Origin of the sequence: Paracoccus saliphilus (assembly GCF_028553805.1) — a bacterium.
GTDB classification, from domain to species: Bacteria; Pseudomonadota; Alphaproteobacteria; order Rhodobacterales; family Rhodobacteraceae; genus Paracoccus; species Paracoccus saliphilus.
This window is the reverse complement of record NZ_CP067140.1, coordinates 3,951,591-3,968,752: the sequence shown is the minus strand read 5'-3', so window position 1 is coordinate 3,968,752 and position 17,162 is coordinate 3,951,591. Positions and strand designations below refer to the sequence as shown.

Genomic DNA, 17,162 nt, shown 5'->3' with positions numbered 1-17,162 from the left:
ACCAGGGAGGAGACATGACGGACCAGCATGCGCCTAAGGGTGAGTTGCATTCTGTTCCCGCGCTGTTGGCGCGGAATGCGGCCCGTTTCGGTGACAGGCCCGCCTATCGCGAAAAGGAATTCGGCATCTGGCAAAGCTGGAGCTGGACAGAGGCGGCAGAGGAAATCCGGACGCTGGCGCTCGGATTTCTGGTACTCGGCCTGAAGCCTGGCGATTACGTTGCGATCATCGGACGCAACCGCCCGGCCCATTACTGGAGCATGATCGCGGCGCAGATGTGCGGGGCGATCCCCGTGCCCCTGTACCAGGACGCGGTGGCCGAAGAGATGGCCTATGTGCTGGATCACTGCGGCGCACGTTTTGTGATTTGCGGCGATCAAGAGCAGGTCGACAAAGTTTTGGAAATCGAAGAAACGGTGAAGGGGATCGAGCAGATCGTCTACACCGATAAGCGGGGCATGAGGAAATACGACCATTCCCGCATGAACGCTCTGGCCGATGTGCAGGAAGAAGGACGGGCTGCAGCAACGCGGTTGGGGCCTGAGTTGGACAGCCGGATTTCCGGGTTGGATTACGACACTACCTGCGTGATGCTTTATACATCGGGCACCACAGGCAAGCCCAAGGGCGTGGTGCTGTCGAACCGCAATATCATCGAGACAGCGAAGAACAGTTGCGATTTCGACCACCTGACGCAGCGTGAAGAGATTGTCGCCTATCTGCCGATGGCATGGGTCGGCGATTTCATCTTCTCGATGGGACAGGCGCTATGGGCTGGCTTTACCGTGAATTGCCCCGAGGGCGCCCATACCATGATGACGGATATGCGCGAGATCGGACCAAGCTATTTCTTCGCGCCGCCCCGCGTTTTCGAAGGCCAGTTGACCACTGTGATGATCCGGATGGAGGATGCGAGCCGATTCAAGCGCTGGCTGTTCCATCGATTCATGGCGGTGGCGCGCCGGGTCGGTCCGGCGATGCTTGACGGTGAGAACGTCGGTTTCATGGACCGGATGGCTTACAACTTGGGCAATCTCTTGGTCTATGGCCCGCTGAAGAACACTCTTGGCTATAGCCGCATCCGTGTGGGCTATACAGCGGGCGAGGCGATCGGCCCCGAAATTTTCGATTTCTACCGCTCGCTTGGGATCAACCTGAAACAGCTTTACGGCCAGACCGAGGCTTCTGTGTTCATCACCCAACAGCCCGACGGGCAGGTGCGTTCCGATACGGTGGGTGTGCCTTCTCCCGGTGTCGAGGTTAAGATCGCTGAGAATGGCGAGGTTTTCTATCGCAGCCCCGGCACTTTCGTCGAATATTACAAGAATGCCGATAGCACTGCCTCGACCAAGGATGCAGAAGGCTGGGTGGCTACGGGAGATGCGGGGTTCTTCGAGGAATCCACGGGTCATCTGAGGATCATCGATCGGGCCAAGGATGTCGGCAAGATGGCCGATGGCGGTATGTTCGCGCCCAAATATGTCGAGAATAAGCTGAAATTCTATCCGAATATCCTTGAAGCCGTGGTGCTTGGGAATGGACGTGACTATTGCACCGCGATGATCAATATCGATCTGAGCGCGGTCGGCAATTGGGCCGAGCGGAACAATATCGCCTATGCTTCCTACCAAGAACTTGCTGGTCATCCGCAAGTCTATGCGACGATAAAGGCGCATGTCGAAGAGGCCAACAAGTCCGTCGCCGAAGACGAGATGCTGTCCGGCTGCCAGATCCATCGTTTCCTCGTTCTGCACAAGGAGTTGGATCCAGATGATGGCGAGATGACCCGGACACGCAAGGTCCGCCGCGCCGTGATCGGCGACAAGTTCGGTGATCTCGTGGACGCACTCTATGACGGTTCGGACAGCATCTATACCGAAACCGAGGTCACTTATGAGGATGGCCGCAAGGGCAAGATCAAGGCGACGCTGAAGATCGAGGATGTGCAGGTCTTCGGTGCGGCGCGGCAGCAGAAGGTGGCGGCGCAATGAACCGGATGAGCGAAACCACGACCACCGCGGATGGCCGCCAGACCGGCGGCGTGCTGATGGAGATGAAAGGCATTATCTTGCGCTTCGGCGGCGTCGAGGCAATCAAGGACATCAGCTTTGACATCCGCGAGGGCGAGATCCGTGCGATCATCGGACCCAATGGCGCGGGCAAATCCTCGATGCTGAACGTGATCTCGGGTTTCTATGTCCCGCAGGAGGGCGAGGTTTGGTTCAAGGGCCAGCGCCGCGGGCCGATGAAACCTTACGAGGTGGCGCGCCTCGGTATCGCACGGACGTTCCAGAACATCGCGCTGTTTGATGGCATGACGGTGCTGGACAACATCATGACTGGGCGGCTGAACAGGATGAAATCCGGGTTGCTGTCGCAGGCACTGTGGTGGGGAGCGGCTGAACGCGAAGAGATCAAGAACCGCGAGCATGTCGAGCGAGTCATCGATTTCCTCGAGATTCAGAACATTCGAAAGACGCCGGTCGGGCGCTTGCCTTACGGGCTGAAAAAACGCGTCGAACTGGCGCGGGCGCTGGCCGCCGAGCCGCAGATCCTGCTGCTGGACGAGCCGATGGCGGGAATGAATGTCGAGGAAAAGGAGGACATGTCCCGCTTCGTTCTCGACGTGAATGATGAATTCGGCACGACGATTGCGCTGATTGAGCACGATATGGGCGTGGTCATGGACTTGTCCGACAGGGTGGTCGTGATGGATTACGGCCGCAAGATCGGCGACGGAACGCCTGATGAGGTGCGCAACAACCAGGAGGTCATCGATGCCTATCTGGGGGTGGCGCATGACTGATCTATGCCCATGGGAGGCAATCTGATGGACCAGATGTATTTTGCCGCCGAAGTCTTTCTGAACGGGTTGATGACCGGGGTCATGTATGCGCTGGTCGCGCTTGGCTTCGTGCTGATCTTCAAGGCCTCGGGCGTGTTCAACTATGCACAGGGCGTGCTGGCGCTGTTCGCGGCCCTGACGCTGGTCGGCATCCAGCAGGGGCAGGTGCCCTTCGCTCATATGATCAATGCCATGTTTGGGACACATATCGAACATTTCGGCTGGACCGTGCCGTCGGTGCTGGCGATTTTGCTGACCGGTGCGGTGATGGTGTTGCTGGCCTTCCTGATCGAAAAGCTGGTGCTTCAGCATCTGATCGGGCAGGCACCCATCATTCTCTTCATGGCGACCATCGGTCTCGCCTATTTCCTCGAAGGTCTGGGCGACGTGATGTGGGGAGCCGATATCAAGAACCTGGATGTCGGGTTGCCGCAGGGAATCTCGGAAACCATCGAGACCGCGACGGCAGAATGGTTCGGTTATGGCCTTTTCATCGACCGGCTGGATATCTGGGCCACCCTGATCGCGGCGTTGCTGGTCGCCGCCCTTGTCGCCTTCGCGCAATATACCAAGCAGGGCCGTGCCATGCGAGCGGTGGCCGACGACCATCAGGCGGCGCTGTCTGTGGGCATTTCGCTGCGCTTCATCTGGGTCATGGTCTGGTCGATCGCGGGCTTCGTCGCACTGGTTGCGGGCATCATGTGGGGCACCAAGTCGGGTGTGCAATTCAGCCTCTCGCTGATCGCGCTCAAGGCCTTGCCGGTGCTGATGCTGGGTGGCTTCACCTCGATCCCCGGAGCCATCGTCGGCGGTTTGATCATCGGAGTGGGCGAAAAGCTGTTCGAATTCTTCATCGGCCCCATGATCGGCGGCGCGACCGAGAACTGGTTTGCGTATGTTCTCGCGCTGCTTTTCCTGGTGTTCCGTCCGCAAGGGCTGTTCGGCGAGCGGATCATCGAAAGAGTTTGATGATGGAAAGGTTTTATGCCTCCGGCGGGGATATTTGTATGAAGAAGACGATGGGCTTTCTTCTTCACGGAAATATCCCGCGGGGGTGCGGGGGCGCGAAGCCCCCGCTGCAACGGCTACAAGAGGAGCGCCGCGATGCTGTATCGTGAAGCAGGCGATTTCAAGACCAGCTACCGTGACGACGGGCAGACCTTTCCGATCCGGTTGGACAGGTGGGCCTATTACGCCGCGCTTGTAGTGGCCTTCCTGGTCGTGCCATTCGTAATCAATGACTATTGGGCGAATGCGGTTTTCGTGCCCTTCCTGATTTATGCCATCGCGGCATTGGGGTTGAATATCCTGACCGGCTATGCCGGGCAGGTCAGTCTCGGGACCGGGGGGTTCATGGCGGTCGGCGCCTATGCAGTCTACAAGCTGATGACGGCTTTCCCCGAGATCAGCATCGTCATTCACATCCTGTTGGCCGGTGGGATCACCGCGATTGTCGGCATGCTGTTCGGGTTACCCTCGCTCAGGATCAAGGGCTTCTACCTGGCCGTCGCCACACTGGCCGCACAGTTCTTTCTCGTCTGGCTCTTCAACAAGGTGCCGTGGTTCTACAATTATTCTGCCTCGGGCCAGATCAACGCGCCCGAGCGGACCATACTGGGCTATGCTGTCACCGGTCCAGCCACCAGCGCTCCGGCGAAATACCTGATATGCTTAGTCTTCGCCTTCGTTCTCGCGTGGGTGGCACGTAACCTGACACGCGGCATGTCAGGAAGGAAATGGATGGCGATCCGGGACATGGATATCGCTGCCGAGATCATTGGGGTGAACCCGTTGACCGCCAAACTGTCGGCCTTTGCCATGTCCAGTTTCTTCGTGGGTGTTGCGGGGGCGCTCTTGTTCGCCGTCTATCTTGGGGCGGCAGAGGTTGGCGAAGCCTTCGGAATCAACAAGAGCTTCCTAGTCCTGTTCATGATCATCATCGGCGGTCTTGGCAGCATCTTCGGCAGCTTTGCGGGGGCGGCGTTCATGGTGCTGCTACCGGTCTTGTTGAAGAACGTTCTGGTTGGCGGCCTTGGATGGCCGACCGATCTGGCAGCGCATATCGAGCTGATGATCGTGGGTGGCCTGATCGTGTTTTTCCTGATCGCCGAACCGCATGGTCTGGCACGGCTCTGGGCCTTGACCAAGGAGAAGCTGCGCCTCTGGCCGTTCCCACACTGATTTCAAATGGAAAGACCGGAAAACCGGCAATGTTCAACTTTGGGGAGGAGACCCGAATGAAAATGAAACTCACCGCACTTGTCGCAGCCGGAATGATGGCAGCGGCGCCCGCAATGGCCGATCTGATCGTGCCGAACCTGTCCTATCGCACCGGAGCCTATGGCGCGAACGGCACTCAATATGCCGACGGTTTCAACGACTATTTCACTCTGCTGAACGAACGCGACGGCGGTATTGGTGGCGAGATGGTCCAGGTGCCCGAATGCGAAACGGCCTATAATACCGAGAAGGGTGTCGAGTGTTACGAGGCGACCAAGGATACCGGGGCGTTGATCTATAACCCGCTCTCGACCGGCATCACCTACCAGTTGATTCCAAAGGTCTCGGTCGACAAGAAGGTGCTTTACACGCCGGGCTACGGGCGGACCTCGGCCAAGAACGGCAAGGTGTTCGAGTGGGTGTTCAACGCGCCGGCGAATTACTGGGACGGCGCCTCGGTCGCGGTCAAATATCTTCTGGACGAGAATGGCGGCGATCTGAACGGCAAGAAGATCGCGCTGGTCTATCACAACTCGGCCTATGGCAAGGAACCAATCCGGACCTTGCAGGGATTGGCCGAGAAGCACGGCTTCACCTTATCCGAGATCCCGATCGACGCGCCGGGCCAGGAGCAGAAAAGCCAATGGCTGCAGATCCGCCGGGATCAGCCTGACTACGTCATCATGTATGGCTGGGGCGTGATGAACCAGGCCGCGATCCAGGAGGCCTCCAATATTCGCTTCCCGATGGAGAATTTCATCGGCATCTGGTGGTCTGGTTCCGAGGTCGATGTGACGCCGGTGGGCGCAAAGGCCGATGGTTACAAGGCGCTGACCTTCCACGGCGTTGGCATGGATTACCCAGTCTATGACGATCTGCAGGAATTCGTCATCGAGCCAGGCAACGCCTCGCAGGGTGGCGAGCATGTCGGCTCGGTGCTGTATTCGCGCGGCCTCTATGCGGCCTTGGTGATCTCAGAGGCGATCCGCAAGGCGCAGGATATCGCGGGAGCTTCCCAGATCGATGCTGAACAGCTTCGCAATGGTTTCGAACAATTGGAAATCACACCTGAACGTTTGACCGAGCTGGGACTTCCCGATTTCGGCCCCGAGATCAAAATGAGCTGCGACAACCATGGCGGTAGCGGCATGGCCCGTTTGCAGCAATGGGATGCCGAGGCAAAGGCATGGAACCTGATCACCGAATTTACCGAGCCGGATCAGGAAATCATCGCCCCGCTGATCGCCGAGGACAGCGAAGCCTATGCCAAGGAATCCGGGATCACCCCACGCGATTGCTGATGCCATTCCCGGCGGCGGTCATCGCCGCCGGGGGTCGATACAGGCCCGGAGAACCGCCATGCTTGATGCCGAAAACGACGACACTCTGTTGGAAGTCAATAATGTCGAGGTGATCTATAACCATGTCATCCTGGTGCTGAAGGGCGTCAGCCTTTCGGTGCCCAAGGGCGGAATTACCGCGCTTCTTGGCGGGAACGGGGCGGGTAAGACAACCACGCTGAAGGCGATCTCGAACCTGCTCGCGAGCGAACGGGGCGAGGTCACCAAGGGAAGCATTCTCTATCGTGGCGAGAAGGTGGCCGCCCGGAACCCTGCAGAACTGGTGACCAAGGGCGTCATCCAGGTGATGGAGGGGCGGCATTGTTTCGAGCATCTGACGGTTGAAGAAAATCTTCTGACGGGCGCATATACGCGCCGTGACGGGGCGGCGGCAATCAGGCGCGATCTCGAGATGGTTTATGAATATTTTCCGCGTCTGCGTGAGCGGCGGAAATCGCAGGCCGGTTACACATCGGGCGGCGAACAGCAGATGACGGCGATGGGGCGCGCATTGATGTCCCGCCCCGAGATGATCCTGCTGGACGAACCGTCGATGGGGTTGGCACCGCAACTGGTCGAACAGATTTTCCAGATCGTGAAGGCGGTGAACGAGGGTGAAGGGGTGACTTTCCTGTTGGCCGAGCAGAACACCAATGTGGCTCTGCGATATGCGCATTACGGCTACATCCTTGAGAATGGCCGGGTGGTGATGGACGGACCCGCCACCGCGCTGTGCGAAAACCCTGATGTCAAGGAATTCTACCTGGGCATGTCGGACGAAGGCCGCAAATCCTTCCGCGACGTGCGCAGCTATCGCCGCCGCAAACGCTGGCTGGCCTGAGGAGCGATTATGACCGGCTATTATGATGATCTGGAAACCCGTGACCACGAGATACGGGAGGCCGCACTGGCCGAGGCATTGCCGCTCGTGATCGCGCGTGCCAAGACCGCGCCTGCCCTTGCGCGGCTGCTGCGCGATGTCGAGCCAGAGGATATCGCCGACCTTGCGGCGCTCGCTCGGCTGCCGGTGATCCGCAAGGCTGAACTTTCCGACGCGCAGAAGAAATCTCCGCCATTTGGAGGCTATACTACCCGGCCTGCCAACGAGTTCGATCAGATCTTTCAGAGCCCCGGTCCGATCTATGAACCGGGTCGGCATTCCGGGGACTGGTGGCGATTGGGCCGGTTCCTGCATGCATCGGGGGTCGGGGCTGGCGATATCGTGCAGAATTGTTTCGGATATCACCTGACGCCTGCCGGAATGATGTTCGAATCCGGGGCACGGGCGGTGGACGCCGCTGTGTTGCCCGCCGGCACCGGGCAGACCGAATTGCAGGTATCAGCTGCCGTCGATATCGGCACGACCTGCTATGCTGGCACCCCGGATTTTCTGAAGGTCATCCTCGATCGCGCGGACGAGATGGGTAAACGACTGTCAATCTCCAAGGCTGTCGTCGGTGGAGGTGCCTTGTTTCCATCCCTGCGGCAGGGCTATTCTGATCGTGGGATCGTCACACGGCAATGCTATGCCACCGCGGATCTGGGGAATATCGCTTATGAGAGCGATGCGCTCGATGGCATGATCGTCGATGAGGGGGTTATCGTCGAGATCGTGCGTCCCGGCACCGGTGATCCGCTTCCTGCGGGTGAGGTGGGCGAGGTCGTGGTGACGACGCTGAACCCCGATTATCCGCTGTTGCGCTTTGCCACCGGGGATCTGTCGGCGGTGATGCCTGGCATCTCGCCCTGTGGCCGAACCAATATGCGGATCAAGGGCTGGCTGGGCCGTGCCGATCAGACGACCAAGATCAAGGGGATGTTCGTGCGCCCCGAGCAGGTGGCCGCTTTGATGGCCCGCCATCCCGAGATTGCCCGTGCCCGTGTGATTGCCGAGCGCGACGGGGAGAGGGATGTCATGACCGTGCAACTGGAATCACGAGCCGTTTCCACCGAGGCATATGCCGCTTCGGTCGCGGATATGCTGAAGCTGAAAGGGCGGGTCGAGATCGTGCCGCCAGGAAGCCTGCCCAATGATGGCAAGGTGATCGAGGACAGGCGCAACTACGAATGAAGAAACCTTTAAATATTCGTATTTGAGAGGTTAACTTGTTTTAGCGCTTTGTTGCCCGGATGTTCTCGTTGATGAAACATTAATTCGGGTGGCGAAATGGCGGCGAACAAGGGAGCTGCAGGGGCGGTACTTATTATCAAGCGCGATGTCGGGACCGCCGAAGCAGGGCATCACGGTGGCGCATGGAAGGTGGCCTATGCGGATTTCGTCACCGCGATGATGGCTTTTTTCCTTTTGATGTGGTTGCTGAATGCCACGACCGAACAGCAAAGATCAGGTCTCGCCGATTACTTCAATCCGACAATTGTCCAGAGATCCGGGGCAGATGGCGACGATACCGAGGAAGGTGTTCGCCACGCCATATCCGACAATCTGCCGGACTCGGAGAAGGCTGGCGATTTCGAGCAGGTGGCGAAGCAGGTTCAGGATGAGCTGACTGGGTCCGGGGCCGAGTCCATGCAGATGACCAATCTCCTGCGTCATGTCGTGACCCGGATGACGGATGAAGGGTTGGTGATCGAATTGACCGACCTGACGGATCAGCCTCTATTTGTTGACGACACGGCCCAGCCACAACCAGTATTGAAGGAACTGGCCTCGCTATTGGCGCGTGTTCTGAAACAGACCCGGAATGATTTGGCGATTTCCGGCCATGTCCGTTCTTATCCAGAGGTCTTGGTCTCTTCGCCGGTATGGGCACTATCAGATGCGCGGGCTCATTCGATGCGCAATCTGCTTGATCAGGCGGGACAGCCGGACCGGCGTGTGCAGCGCGTCACAGGCTACGCCGACAGAAAGAATCGTGAAGGCAACCCGATGGCTCCTGCGAACAACCGCATTGAAGTGATTTTACTGAGATAGGCCGGAACGAGCCTGCCCGTTAGGCGGATCTTAAGCTGTCCCTCCGATGCTGTCGACAATACGTCAAAGAGAGGACTCAAATCATGTCCATGACTTCAGCGATGGGCGCGGGTGTGGCCGGCCTTATGGCAAATTCAACGCGACTTGCTTCCATATCGGATAATATCGCTAATACCGGGACCCATGGGTACAAGCGGGTCGCGACGGAGTTCGATTCCCTTGTGCTGAACCAATCGGGTGGCGGAACCTATTCAGCAGGTGGCGTCCGGGCATCATCGAAGCGTGAAATCGATCAAACCGGTACACTGATCTCAACCTCCAACTCCATGGATATTGCTATCGCCGGTGCCGGCATGTTGCCAGTGACATCTATCAACGACGTTACTGGCGGTTCGTCACAACTGCCGATGCTTATGACGCGTACAGGGGGCTTCAATCCCGACGCCAACGGGTTCCTTCGCACGGATTCTGGGCTTGTGCTGATGGGATGGCCTGCGTCGAAGGAGGGTACCGTCCCGACCTTTTCTCGAGATACGATGAAGGGGCTTGAACCTGTGCGGATTGCAGGGGACAGAACCGTCAGTGATCCGACCACACAGATAAAGCTGGGCATAACCCTGCCTGCAAGTGAAACATTGCCGACAGCATCAGGCGATCCGATTGTTTATCCTATCGAATATTTTGGCAATCTCGGCATCAGCAATCAGCTGGAGCTGACCTTTACACCAGATGTTTCGAACCCTGACGGGATGTCGCTCACTTGGCAGGTCGACATTCGAGATCTTGCCTCGGATCCTACGGAAAATCTTATTGGTTCATATCGGATCGCTTTTGATGGCAGTGCTGAACTTGCCGGAGGAATTGCAAATGTGACCAGGCTTTCGGGTGGTGAATATGACCCGGATACGGGGGTATTGGCACTACAGGTAGCCGACGGTGATATGGAAATCGAAATTGGCAAACTTGGTAGTCTCGATGGTTATCTCAGGCAAATCGGAGAAGATTATGCCCCGACCAATGTCCACAAAAACGGTGCGGCGGCAGGGAGGTTGACTTCGACGGAAATCGACGAAAGCGGCTTCATCAAGGCCACCTATGACACGGGTATCGTGAAGACCCTGTATCAGATTCCGCTGGTATCCGTTCCGAATGTTAATGGCCTACAGACTGGCAGTGCGCAAACATTCAGCATTTCGCAGACCTCGGGAAGCTTTTTTCTTTGGAATGCCGGTGATGGGCCAACGGGATCGATTCAGGGCTACGCCCGTGAGGCGTCAACCACCGATATCGCCGAAGAACTGACGCATATGATTCAGACGCAGCGGGCCTATTCGTCAAACGCGAAAGTGATCCAAACGGTGGATGAGATGCTACAGGAAACCACGAATATCAAGCGCTGAACGTTGACGCATTGATGCGGTCAGGAAAGGAATGACAGCGATGAGTCTCGCCAAAGCACTCTCCAATGCAGTATCCGGACTTACTGCTACAACCCGTGGAACAGAGGTTGTCGCCGACAATCTGGCAAATATGCAGACATCTGGATATGCGCGCCGTGAAATTGTTCTCAGTGCGCGGGGTCTGGGCGGGAGTGGAGGTGGGGTCCGTATCGACAGTATCTCTCGCGTCGTAAATGCGGGGCTTCTGGCGGAGCAGCGCATTGCTGGCGCCGCAAAGGCAGAGTCATCAAAGCGCTTGGATTTTTTTCAGAAAATGGAAGAGGTGATCGGGCTTCCCGGCTCTACGGGAGGACTTGGCAGTGCGTTGACAGCCTTTCAGGCGAGCCTGCTCGATGCAAGCGGCCGGCCAGAAGATAAGAACCGGTTGTTAAAACTTGCTCAATCAGCGAAGGAATTGGCTACCCGCCTCAACAGCGCCTCGGATGCCGTTCAAACTGCCAGGACGAATGCGGATTCAGCCATTGCTTTGGATGTGAGCTTGTTGAATGACGGCCTTGCTCAGGTTGCTTATTTAAACCGTCGGATTTCAATCATCTCCAACCAGGGAAAAGACCCATCGCCGCTGATCGATGAGCGTCAAGCGACGATCGATCAGATCAATAGTATCGTTCCGGTGCAAGAGATCGCACGAAAGGCCGGAAAAGTGGCGCTTTTCACGACAGAGGGGGCGCCCTTACTGGATGGCACTGTGCCCAGCCAGATTGCATTTGAGCCCGCGTCGCGTTTGTCGGCGGAACGATCGGTGGATGACAGGTCAGTTGGGCGTCTGATCGTGGATGGGAAAGAGCTTTCAGCGGCTCGGATGCGTTTTTTCTCTGGTGGCACGCTTTCGGCCAATTTTGAAATTCGCGATTATTTTGGCCCCCAGATCCAGCAAGAACTCGATTCATTCGTATTGGAACTACATGATCGTTTTGCCGATCCGGCGGTCGATTCTACGATAACCGCCAATGTTCCGGGGTTATTTGTCGATGGCCGAGATCGGGCGATCCCCGAGAAAATGCCCGGACTGGCTACCCGTATAGCTCTTAATCCTGTTGTTGATCCGTCGGCCGGTGGCGAACTGTGGCGCTTGCGAGACGGGTTGGGGGCCTCGACGGCAGGTCCCGCCGGAGATTCGGGTCTCCTTGTCGAACTGGAAAAAGCCATGCTTCGCCGGAGCGATCCCCCAGCCGGAAGCGTGTTTGGAGAGAAAGCGTCACTGGGTCGTCGCTTGGCAATTCTCGAATCACGCGTGATATCCCGTCGGAATACCGCCGAGGCAGACAGCGCACTAAAGAACAGTCAGGCAGATACGATATCTGGGCGGTTTTTTTCCGAAGGGGTGAACAGCGACGTCGAGTTGCAGCGACTGCTTGAATACGAGCAAGCCTACGCGGCCAACGCACGGGTCATCCAGGCAATCGATGAAATGATGGATCAGGTTCTAAGGTGGTGACTATGTTGACAAACTCGATAGGAGATCAGGCTAGAGCCTTTGCGATGCGATCCAACACTGCGCGTCTCAGGTCAGCACTGCATGTGCTGACCCAAGAGATAGCCAGCGGTGAGGTGGCAGATCTTGGACAGCGTTTGCGGGGAAATTCAGGCATACTGAACGATATAGAAACACGGCTGACCCTGACCGAGCAATATCAGCGGAATGTGAAGGAAGCGGCGGTCCAAACCAATGAACAGCAAGAGGCACTCGGTGTGGTGCACGACGTGACAAGCAAGCTTGCAGCCACAATTTTGGCATCGCCCGTACCAGCAAATCCAAAGGCTCTCGATGCATATGTGATGGAAGCCGAACAGGCATTGACGACCATGGTGTCACGGTTGAACCTTGAATATGGTGGGCAGTATTTGTTTTCGGGGCTCGCAATCGATCAACCTCCCTTGATTTCTGCTGAGGAGATTCTGGATAAGCTTGAGGAACTCACGGAGGGTTTGGCTTCAGCCGACGAGGTCTCTGGTAAAGTATTTGATTGGTTCGACGCTCTGCCCGGAAGTGGCGGGTTTAGCGATGTCGCGTATAAAGGAACCTTGGATGATGTCCGTCGGCTCAGGGTATCCGGAAGCCATTATATAGAGCTGGGGGCAAGTGCTGCGGATCCGGCGATCCGTAATTTGCTAAAAGGCGTGGCTTTGACAGCATTGGCCGGAAGAGGCGTCGCCGAAGATCAATATGACAAAAAGCTTACGATGATGCGCAGGGGAGGGGAGATCGCGTCCGGCAATGAACCTGCATTAGTTGCTTACATGGCGAGGATTGGCATCAGGCAAAAGGGCCTTGAAGTACAAGGCATTAAAAATACTACGTCTCTCTCGATATTGCAGAGGACAAGAAATGACATAAGGCAGGTCGATCCCTACGAGACATCGGTTGCGTTGACCGAGACTGAAAGCCAATTGGAAACTCTTTATACTTTAACAGCGCGCCTGTCTAAGCTGAACCTGACGGAATATTTGCGGTGAAACAGCTTGTCGCGTTGTTCATGTTGCTGGTGTTGTCCACGGCATCTGCCGCTGCGCCGGTTCGCATCAAGGATATAGCGGATTTCGATGGTGTTCGCGGCAATGATCTGGTCGGCTATGGCCTCGTAGTTGGCCTGGACGGTACTGGAGACAGTTTTCGCAACGCTCCCTTTACCGAAGTAATGCTTGCCGGGCTTCTGGAACGATTGGGAATCAATGTGACGGATGATGCCCTACGATCCAAAAACGTTGCGGCTGTGGTGGTGACTGCAGCCTTGCCGCCCTTCGCACGATCCGGCAGCCGTATTGATGTCAGTGTGTCAGCCATCGGTGATGCGCAAAGTTTGCTGGGTGGCACGCTTGTCATGACACCCTTGAAAGCCGCTGATGGCGACATCTATGCGGTTGCGCAAGGGCCGATCATTTCGGGTGGAGTGGCCGTTGCGGGCGAGGCGTCGCGCGTTGTCGAGGGAGTCCCGACGGGAGGTAAAATCCTGGGGGGTGCACGGGTAGAGCGTGAGGTGGCTTTTGACTTCTCGCAAATCCAAAACATTCGAATTGCTCTACGAAACGCGGATTTTACAACAGCGGCGCGGATCGAGGATATAATCAACCGCGATTTCAGTCATCGTATCGCGGTGATGCAAGATAGTGGAACTATCATAGTCGAGTTTCGCAAGCTTGGTCAGATCAATCCTGCGCGGGTTCTGGGCAGGATCGAAAACCTGAAGATCGAACCGGAGGATCGTGCGAAAGTGGTGATCGATCACAAGGCCGGTACGATCGTCATGGGCGAGCATGTCCGCATTTCACATGTGGCGGTATCGCAAGGTAACTTGACCTTGCGAGTCAGCGAAGCTCCGCAGGCGTCTCAACCGAACCCTTTTGCTGATGGTGAAACCGTCACGTTGCCAAGATCATTTGCCGAATTGAGAGAAGAGCCCGGGATAGGATTTGCTGAAGTGGGTGGCGAGGCTTCACTTAGCGATTTGATTGATGGTCTCAATGCGCTCGGGGTGCCTCCGCGAGGAATGATCGATATTCTGAAATCCATACATGCTGCGGGCGCTTTGCATGCAGATTTGATCGTCGAGTAGAATATTTGTGGTGCCTTGGATCATGGGGCCAGATCATGCCTTAGCCACGATCGTAATCCGTATCCTGTTGCGATCCTTGGACATCCCACATGATTTCCTCGGTCTATTCGTGACGTTCGTTCGTCATCTCAGATGATCCGTTTTCCTGAATGTTGCGGTGAACCGGCCTGGTGAGTGGCATCAGCAAAATGTCCCGGCCGTGCCAAGGCTTGTTGAATCCCACTCTCAACATGGTCTCAGATGATATTCAATTCCCTCCCAAAATACCGTTTAGTGCCCGGCTCAGCGCGTCATCTGAACTGGATGAAGTCGAGGAACCTTCGTTTTGAGGTGCATTTCCGGTGACCTCGGTAGGTGCCGTGACGACCCGTCCTCCCTGATCTTCCCCCTGCTGCCGGCTTTCGGCATCCTGCATTGCCCCGGCCAAGGCGGCTGCCAATGGGTCATCGGGCGAACCGGAGGTTATCACCTTGGGCGTATTGCCGCCGCTGGAGACGATAATGCCGCTACCATCGGGCGAAACGGTGGACAGTGGAAGCACAGGCAGGCCCTCGTGAATATCCGACATCACCGCTTGCCAGATTTCCGTTGGAAGCCCACCCCCGGTCACTCCGGACAACGGCGTGTTATCGTCGTAGCCCATCCAGACGCCGGCGACATACTGTTCGGTGAACCCGACAAACCAAGCATCGCGATAACTGCTGGTCGTGCCGGTTTTCCCTGCGACCGGCCGATCGCCCAGCTTGGCCCGTGTGCCGGTCCCCGACTGAACCACTTGTTGCAGCATATAGATCAACTGACCGGCCGCGCGTTGACTGACGACACGTTCGCCGAAGCCACCAAGCTGTCCCATGAGCGGTTGCTCATCGCCCCTGATGTTCAATTCGATCAGACCATAAGGCGCGACCGATGTACCGCCGTTACGAATTCCCGCATAGGCGCCGGTCAATTCGAGCAAGGTTGCCTCGGACGCCCCGAGACCAAGCGAAGGGCTGGTCGTCAGGTTGCTGACAATGCCGAAATCATGTGCCACGCGCCTGACCGCGTCGCGTCCGACCGCCTCTTGCAGGCGGATCGTCGCCGTGTTCAGCGAGCGCTTTAGCGCGTCGGTCAATGTCACGGACCCATAGTAGCGGCGGGTGTAGTTCTTTGGCGACCATGGCTTACCGCCGGGAATGCGGATGGTCAGCGGTCCGTCCTGTACGATGTCGGATGGCGAGTAACCGGCTTCCAGCGCGGCGGCATAGACGAATGGCTTGAAACTGGAGCCAGTCTGCCGTTTGGCTTGAATGGCCCGGTTGAAGGCGCCATTTACGGTTGTGTCGCGTCCACCGATCATTGCCCGGACAGCGCCATCGGCCGACATGATCACGACAGCGGCCTCGGCCTTGCTGCCGTCTTTTACCTTCTCGTCGAAAATGCGCTTCAGCGCCTGCTCAGCGGCTTTTTGGATGCGCTGGTCGAATGTGGTCTTGAGCGTGACATCCTCGGTCGTTTCACTGGTCAGAAAACCGGGGCCGGTATCCATTACCCAATCGGCGAAATATCCCCCTGCACGCTCGGCTGCGGCCTGTGACAGCACGGCAGGATGCGCCTTTGCCTCGGCGAATTGCTCGTCGTCCAGATAGCCCTGCTCATGCATCAGATCCAGAACCAGCCCGGCCCGGCCCTGGCTACGTTCGAGATTCGCTGTGGGCGCGAAATAGCTGGGCGCCTTCAGCAACCCGGCCAGCATCGCGGATTCCGCAGCATTCACGTCCGATGCAGGCTTGTTGAAGTACCGCTGGCTGGCCGCCTCGAAACCGCGCGCTCCGGCACCCAGGTAAGAGCGGTTCATATAGATGTTGAGGATGTCGTCCTTCGAGTATTTCGCTTCGAGCGCAAACGCGAAGGGAACCTCCTTGACCTTCCGCCACAGGCTGGAGACCCGGCAATCCTGTTCGAACTCGGCTTCGTTTTCCCACCGGATCGGGTCAAAGGATTCACCAAGGCAAAGAAGTTTTGCGACCTGCTGCGTGATGGTCGAGCCGCCATTGCCTTCAAGCGGGCCTCGGCCCTCGGCGAGGTTGATCTTGACGGCGCCCGCAATGCCACGGGGGCTGACCCCAAAATGGCCATAGAAACGGCGATCCTCGGTCGCGATGACCGAGTGCTTCAGCACCGGGGCGATCTGGTCGCTGTTGACAGTACCGAAAGTTTCGCCGCGCCATGCGAATACCTTGCCGTTGCGGTCAAGCATCGTGACCGAGCCGCGTGCCCGTGCATCGAAGAGATCTTCAGGTTCGGGCAGGCCACTATAATAATAGGCTGTCGCAGCGCCCATGATGAGCACCATGACCATGGCGAGTCGCCACATGGAACCCCATAGCACTCGCCAGATCAGGCTGACTGTGCCGGCAATACCGCGCAGCAGGACATTCCCCTTCCGAGTCTGACGTCCACGCTTTCCAGTCTTGCGGCGCACCTTGGATGGTGCGCTGGCCGGGGGCTGGTTACGCTTGTCGGCAACCGGGCTGCGGCCCGTGCGCTTTGGAGTGCCGGTTGGTCTTTTCATACCTGCTTTTGCCTGCTCGCTGTGCGGCCGATTGATCGCGGCCAATTAAGCTGACAGCATACATGAGAAGTTTTGAACATGGAATTGTGCTGACCAATCCGTGATCGATTGCTTGTGGCTTTATCAACCCGGAGCCTGCGACTATTGCAAAACGATCGAGCAGTACACCGTGCTTGGAAAATGAATCCTGCATAATTCGGGCGCATATCGGGATATTTATGCCTTTAAAATAGGCATTTCCCGTATCTACTGGCCAT

At 57.2% G+C, this 17,162-nt stretch carries 13 protein-coding genes; 12 read left to right on the top strand and 1 reads right to left on the bottom strand.

Annotation, left to right across the window (positions count from 1 at the left end):
• Positions 1-14 precede the first annotated feature (14 nt).
• From JHX88_RS19015 to JHX88_RS18960, 12 genes are all read left to right on the top strand, one after another.
• Positions 15-1,991, top strand: a complete 1,977-nt coding sequence (locus JHX88_RS19015) for an AMP-binding protein (RefSeq protein ID WP_076527315.1) — start codon at positions 15-17, stop codon at positions 1,989-1,991.
• Positions 1,992-1,996: 5 nt separating this feature from the next.
• Complete coding sequence (locus JHX88_RS19010) at positions 1,997-2,806, top strand: ABC transporter ATP-binding protein (RefSeq protein ID WP_419182372.1); 810 nt, start codon at positions 1,997-1,999, stop codon at positions 2,804-2,806.
• Between the two features lie 24 nt (positions 2,807-2,830).
• A complete protein-coding gene (locus JHX88_RS19005; RefSeq protein ID WP_084203242.1) occupies positions 2,831-3,814 on the top strand; it encodes a branched-chain amino acid ABC transporter permease in 984 nt (327 codons plus the stop codon).
• A 135-nt stretch (positions 3,815-3,949) separates the two neighbouring features.
• Positions 3,950-5,026: a branched-chain amino acid ABC transporter permease gene (locus JHX88_RS19000; protein WP_076527317.1), complete on the top strand. Its 1,077-nt coding sequence runs from the start codon at positions 3,950-3,952 to the stop codon at positions 5,024-5,026.
• 56 nt (positions 5,027-5,082) lie between these two features.
• Positions 5,083-6,366, top strand: coding sequence for an ABC transporter substrate-binding protein (locus tag JHX88_RS18995; protein WP_076527374.1), 1,284 nt, complete (start codon positions 5,083-5,085; stop codon positions 6,364-6,366).
• A gap of 58 nt (positions 6,367-6,424) precedes the next feature.
• Positions 6,425-7,246, top strand: coding sequence for an ABC transporter ATP-binding protein (locus JHX88_RS18990; protein WP_076527318.1), 822 nt, complete (start codon positions 6,425-6,427; stop codon positions 7,244-7,246).
• Between the two features lie 9 nt (positions 7,247-7,255).
• Complete coding sequence (locus JHX88_RS18985) at positions 7,256-8,476, top strand: phenylacetate--CoA ligase family protein (protein ID WP_076527319.1); 1,221 nt, start codon at positions 7,256-7,258, stop codon at positions 8,474-8,476.
• A 96-nt stretch (positions 8,477-8,572) separates the two neighbouring features.
• A complete protein-coding gene (locus JHX88_RS18980; protein WP_076527320.1) occupies positions 8,573-9,337 on the top strand; it encodes a flagellar motor protein MotB in 765 nt (254 codons plus the stop codon).
• An 83-nt stretch (positions 9,338-9,420) separates the two neighbouring features.
• Positions 9,421-10,737 (top strand): flagellar hook protein FlgE, encoded by a 1,317-nt coding sequence (locus JHX88_RS18975; protein WP_076527321.1) that lies wholly within the window; start codon positions 9,421-9,423, stop codon positions 10,735-10,737.
• Positions 10,738-10,777: 40 nt separating this feature from the next.
• Positions 10,778-12,235, top strand: coding sequence for a flagellar hook-associated protein FlgK (flgK, locus tag JHX88_RS18970; protein ID WP_076527375.1), 1,458 nt, complete (start codon positions 10,778-10,780; stop codon positions 12,233-12,235).
• A gap of 44 nt (positions 12,236-12,279) precedes the next feature.
• Entirely contained in the window at positions 12,280-13,254 is a 975-nt protein-coding gene (locus tag JHX88_RS18965; RefSeq protein WP_176011475.1) for a flagellin, read from the top strand.
• On the top strand, positions 13,251-14,351 hold the full coding sequence (locus tag JHX88_RS18960; protein WP_076527323.1) for a flagellar basal body P-ring protein FlgI: 1,101 nt from the start codon (positions 13,251-13,253) through the stop codon (positions 14,349-14,351). Before JHX88_RS18965 ends, JHX88_RS18960 begins: the two co-directional genes overlap by 4 nt.
• A gap of 247 nt (positions 14,352-14,598) precedes the next feature.
• On the opposite strand, the gene JHX88_RS18955 is transcribed toward JHX88_RS18960, so the two are convergent.
• Positions 14,599-16,905 carry a transglycosylase domain-containing protein gene (locus JHX88_RS18955; RefSeq protein ID WP_076527324.1) on the bottom strand — a complete coding sequence of 769 codons (2,307 nt, stop codon included), beginning with the start codon at positions 16,903-16,905 and terminating at the stop codon, positions 14,599-14,601.
• Positions 16,906-17,162 lie beyond the last annotated feature (257 nt).